Below are 3,978 nucleotides of genomic sequence, written 5' to 3'. Positions count from 1 at the left end.
GGACCAGCCGGCGCACCTGAAGCTGGCGGATGCGGAGACGCCGATCCGGGTGAACCTGGCCCTGTACGACGCGCCGGAGACGCGCTACTGCCCGGCCGGGGTGTACGAGATCGTGCGCAACGAGGACGGGACGAACCCGCGGCTGCAGATCAACGCGCAGAACTGCGTGCACTGCAAGACCTGCGACATCAAGGACCCGACGCAGAACATCAACTGGGTGGTGCCGGAAGGCGGCGGCGGGCCGAACTATCCGGGCATGTGAGAAACCTTTGCCCCCTCCCTAACCCTCCCCCGCTGCGCAGGGGAGGGGACAGCCGCTGCCAGCCGACAAAACCCTCCCCTGCGTCAGCGGGGGAGGGTGGCCGAGCGCCAGCGCAGGCCGGGTGGGGGCAATGCCGATTTGCGCAATTTCCAAGGTGCGACATGATCAAGGTGGTTCGGGCCAAGCTGCATGGCATCCGGGTGACGGACGCCAACCTCAATTACCAGGGCTCGATCACGCTCGATCCCGAGCAGTGCGAGGCGGTGGGCATCCTGCCGCTGGAGTTCGTCGAGATCTGGAACAAGAACTCCGGCGCACGCATCAGCACCTACGTGATCTACGGCGAGCGCGGCTCGCGCTGCTGCGTGCTGAACGGCTCGGCCGCGCGCACCTGCCAGCCGGGCGACGAGATCATCATCGCCGCCTCCTGGTACTGCCAGCCGACCGAGGTCGCCACGCTGAAGCCGCGCGTGCTGCTCTTCCACCCCGACAACCGGGTCGCCAAGACGCTGTGCTACGACGTCACCGCCCTGGGCGACGGGCGCCACGACTTCCGCATCCTGGAGCTGGAGGACGCCGACGCGGCGGCCTGATCCGCGCTATACGGCCACCTGGACGCGGAAGACGAACGGCGAGTCGGTGCCGCCGGCGACGATGATGTTCTCGCCGTTCTGGAGGCGCAGCGCGTCCTTGGCGAAGATGCCGCCGAGGTACTGGCCATTGACCATGGTGCCAAGCTCGCTGCCCAGGTCGCGCACGACAAGGCCCAGCCGAGGATCGCGGTCGATGGCGAAGTGGTCGGGGGAGAGCCGGTAGGGCGGGTGGTCGGGCAGGCGGAGCGCCCCGCGCTCGCGCCGGGCCGGATCGCCGTCGCGCGGCGTGCGGCCGACGCGGAAGGGCAGGCTGTCGACCCACACGATCTCCCCGGCCGACCGGCCTTCGAAGCGCAGGCCGATGGCGTGCGGCCCCATGCCCAGGCGCGCCGACTGCACGTAGCTGGCGATCATCCGCTCGCTCGGCAGGGCATTCGGCACGGGCGACGGGGCGACCACGACCGGTTCGGGGAGCGGGTCCGGCTCCGGCTCGGGCGGCGGCTCGGGCACCGGTTCCGGAGCGTCGTCCAGCCCGTGGCGCAGGCGGACCACCTCCTCCGACAGGGCGCGGACCTTTTCGCTGAGACGGCTGAGCAGCTGGTGGGCGGCCTGCGGGTCGTTGGCGATGGCCGGGAGGAAGCCGTCGCCGGGCACCACCTCGACCAGCACCTCGCACAGGGCGCGCACGGTAGCGCTGCGCGGCTTGTGCTCGATCACGCCCATTTCGCCGACGTAGTCGCCGGCCCCCAGTTCGCCCAGCACGAAGGGCTCGCCCAGCGATTCCTTAACGACCTCGACGCGCCCTTCCAGGATCCGGCAGGCGAAGTCGCTGGGGTCGCCCTCGCGGAACAGCACGTCGCCTTGCCGGTAGCGCATCTTCATGGCGGGCCCGTCCCTCCCTTTCGCTGTTCGACTGTGACGCGGAAGTCTTGCCAAAGGGTTGAGCGCGTACGATTCGGATCGCTGTGACAACTGGATTCAATTCCGCCCTTGCCGTGGGCGCGAATTTACCCAATATTAAGAGGTAGACACTCGCGCGTGGGCCAGGAGGTCCGTCATGAACATCAACGGAATCAGCGGTGCGGGCTACCCGCCGCAGATGACGCCGCTGCAAAGCGGTCCGTCGCAGCCGGTGCAGCCGGACCCCAACCAGCAGAAGCCGCAGACCACCCCGCCGGCGCCGGAGCAGTCCGGTCCGCGGCCGGGCGCGGTGACGCAGGACCGCGGCAACAACCTGAACATCGTCGTCTGACGCCGCGCCGGGTTCCCCTGCGGGACCCGGAGGGCGCCGTCACGAAGCGGGGGCACCGATGGACATTGGCGCTGTCAGCAGCTTCTCGGCGACACGGCCGACGGCGTCCCGCACCGCGCCGGCCGCGCAGGCGGGCGCCTCCGCCGATGGGGGCAAGTCCGGCGGCGACGGCGCCGTCTACATCAGCCCCGCCATCAAGTACGACCAGGCGGCCCGCGTGGCCGTGCTGCTGTTCCGCGACGCCGACACCGGCGAGACGAAGGAACAGATCCCCTCGGAGCACGTGGTCGAAGCCTACCGCCGCAGCGCCGGCCGCACGCCGCAGGGGCTGGCGCACACGCCGGTCAGCCTTCAGGGCGGCGCGGACGAGCGGGCGCCGGTGGCCCGGACCGGCGGTTCCAGCGGTGGGGCCTCTCCCATGGCGGGCGCCCCGTCCATGCCGTCGCCTGCGGCGATGGCCGGTGGCAGCACCGGCGGTGGCGGCCCGTCGCTGTCCGTCACCGTCTGACGGTCTCTTCTACTCCGGCATCTCGAAGGTCGCGACGACCGGGGCGTGGTAGCTCTCGGGCGAGTGCAGGACCGTGGCGTGCGCCACCAGCTCGTCCCCCAGCGCTTCGTTGTGGATTTCGGCGCCGCGGAACCAGCCCAGCAGCTGGCGCGACACCAGCAGGTGGTCGAGCATCACCGCCTGCCCGCCGTGCAGCACGGAAAACCGCCGCTCCTCCGGCAGGCTGCGCTCCAGCGGCACCAGCGAACGGCCGGCGAGGTGGCCGTTGCCGGTGTCGTCCGGGTCGCCGCGGATGAGGCGCACGGGCGTCTGCCGATCCTCCGCGTTGTAGTCGCCGGCCACCACGATCAGCGCCTGCGGGTCGTCGTCGAACAGCCGCTCCACCGCGAGGCGCGTTTCCAGCGCCTGACCGGCCCGCTTGATGGAGGCGAGGAAGAACCCCTCGCCCCAGCCGCCGACGCTGGCCCAGGTCAGCGCCCCCTTCTTCTGCCCCGGCACGGGGGCGGCCAGGGGCGCGCGCAGGTGCAGGTCGAAGACGTGCAGGCGGCGGCCGTTCGGCAGGTCGATCTCGGCGTGCAGCACCGGCCGGTCCCAGGTGACGGGCTCGTGCTCCGCCTTGCCGGGCTTGGCGGTGACGAGGCGGGCGAGCGGGGCCGGGACGAGGTCGTGGCGGTGCAGCCGCGAGGCGGCCACGGGAAAACGGCTGGCGATCACCAGATTGTGCCGGTCGGACAGGCCGGCGGTGCTGCCGGTGGCGAGGTGGAACCCCTCGTAGCGCGTGCCCTCCAGCAGGCGTTGCAGGGCGCGGGGGTAGCGCGGCTCCCCCTTCGCGTCGCGCTGGCCGTCCACCTCCTGCAGGCACAGGATATCGGCGGTCAGGCGTTCGAGCTGCGGGCGCAGGATGGCGCACCGCTCCTCGAACGGCGGCTGGCCGGTGTCGTCGAGGTTTTCCAGGTTGAAGGTGGCGATGCGGAAGGTCTCGCTCATGCATCGTCCCCGGAACGGCCCTGAACGCGGCGGGCCAGCAGCAGGTGGTTGGCGTTGACGCGGAAGCGGCGCAGCCGGTGCCCGGACAGGAAGCGGCGCGAGGCGACCACGGTGGCCGGCAGCCCGGCGGCGGCCAGACGGTTCGGCGCGTCGCTGCCGTAGATGCGGTAATGGTAGGGATGGCCATAGGCCGCCAGCCGCTTGGCCGGCGTGTCGTTGGCCGGATCCTCCTGCGTCGGGCGCCGGGGATCGAAGGGAAACATCAGCACGGCCCAGCCCGACGGCTTCAGCACGCGCGCCAGTTCGGCCATCGCCGCGCGGTCGTCGGCGACGTGTTCCAGCACGTGGCTGGACAGCACCACGTCGAAGCGGCCGG

General features: G+C 71.3%; 7 protein-coding genes. 4 read left to right on the top strand and 3 right to left on the bottom strand.

What is annotated here, in order from left to right:
• Together VED21_RS27520 and panD are read left to right on the top strand one after the other, a co-directional pair.
• On the top strand, window positions 1-262 hold a 262-nt coding region (locus tag VED21_RS27520; protein WP_324888111.1), incomplete at its 5' end, for a 4Fe-4S dicluster domain-containing protein.
• 161 nt (window positions 263-423) lie between these two features.
• Window positions 424-855 carry an aspartate 1-decarboxylase gene (panD, locus tag VED21_RS27515; RefSeq protein ID WP_324888109.1) on the top strand — a complete coding sequence of 144 codons (432 nt, stop codon included), beginning with the start codon at window positions 424-426 and terminating at the stop codon, window positions 853-855.
• Window positions 856-861: 6 nt separating this feature from the next.
• Here panD and VED21_RS27510 read toward each other — a convergent pair whose 3' ends face one another.
• The gene (locus VED21_RS27510) at window positions 862-1,737 is read right to left on the bottom strand and encodes a cyclic nucleotide-binding domain-containing protein (protein ID WP_324888106.1); all 876 of its coding nucleotides are present in this window, start codon (window positions 1,735-1,737) and stop codon (window positions 862-864) included.
• 175 nt (window positions 1,738-1,912) lie between these two features.
• Here VED21_RS27510 and VED21_RS27505 point away from each other — a divergent pair, with 175 nt between their 5' ends.
• Together VED21_RS27505 and VED21_RS27500 are read left to right on the top strand one after the other, a co-directional pair.
• Complete coding sequence (locus VED21_RS27505) at window positions 1,913-2,107, top strand: hypothetical protein (RefSeq protein ID WP_324888104.1); 195 nt, start codon at window positions 1,913-1,915, stop codon at window positions 2,105-2,107.
• A 58-nt stretch (window positions 2,108-2,165) separates the two neighbouring features.
• A complete protein-coding gene (locus tag VED21_RS27500; RefSeq protein WP_324888102.1) occupies window positions 2,166-2,615 on the top strand; it encodes a hypothetical protein in 450 nt (149 codons plus the stop codon).
• A 9-nt stretch (window positions 2,616-2,624) separates the two neighbouring features.
• Here the strand turns inward: VED21_RS27500 and VED21_RS27495 are convergent, their stop codons facing one another.
• The gene (locus VED21_RS27495; RefSeq protein ID WP_324888100.1) at window positions 2,625-3,602 is read right to left on the bottom strand and encodes an endonuclease/exonuclease/phosphatase family protein; all 978 of its coding nucleotides are present in this window, start codon (window positions 3,600-3,602) and stop codon (window positions 2,625-2,627) included.
• Window positions 3,599-3,978: class I SAM-dependent methyltransferase (locus VED21_RS27490; RefSeq protein WP_324888098.1), on the bottom strand; the 380-nt coding region annotated here is incomplete at its 5' end. The genes VED21_RS27490 and VED21_RS27495, both read right to left, overlap by 4 nt.

It is taken from the genome of Azospirillum sp. (assembly GCF_035627195.1).
In the GTDB taxonomy this organism is placed as follows: domain Bacteria; phylum Pseudomonadota; class Alphaproteobacteria; order Azospirillales; family Azospirillaceae; genus Azospirillum.
The sequence above is the reverse complement of the archived record's forward strand: the minus strand, read 5'-3'. Positions and strand labels throughout refer to the sequence as shown.

Bases quoted from the DNA above. Each gene is read 5' to 3' on its own strand.
- VED21_RS27510 (WP_324888106.1), bottom strand. From the start codon at position 1,737: ATGAAGATGCGCTACCGGCAAGGCGACGTGCTGTTCCGCGAGGGCGAC.
- panD (WP_324888109.1), top strand. From the start codon at position 424: ATGATCAAGGTGGTTCGGGCCAAGCTGCATGGCATCCGGGTGACGGAC.
- VED21_RS27505 (WP_324888104.1), top strand. From the start codon at position 1,913: ATGAACATCAACGGAATCAGCGGTGCGGGCTACCCGCCGCAGATGACG.
- VED21_RS27495 (WP_324888100.1), bottom strand. From the start codon at position 3,602: ATGAGCGAGACCTTCCGCATCGCCACCTTCAACCTGGAAAACCTCGAC.
- VED21_RS27500 (WP_324888102.1), top strand. From the start codon at position 2,166: ATGGACATTGGCGCTGTCAGCAGCTTCTCGGCGACACGGCCGACGGCG.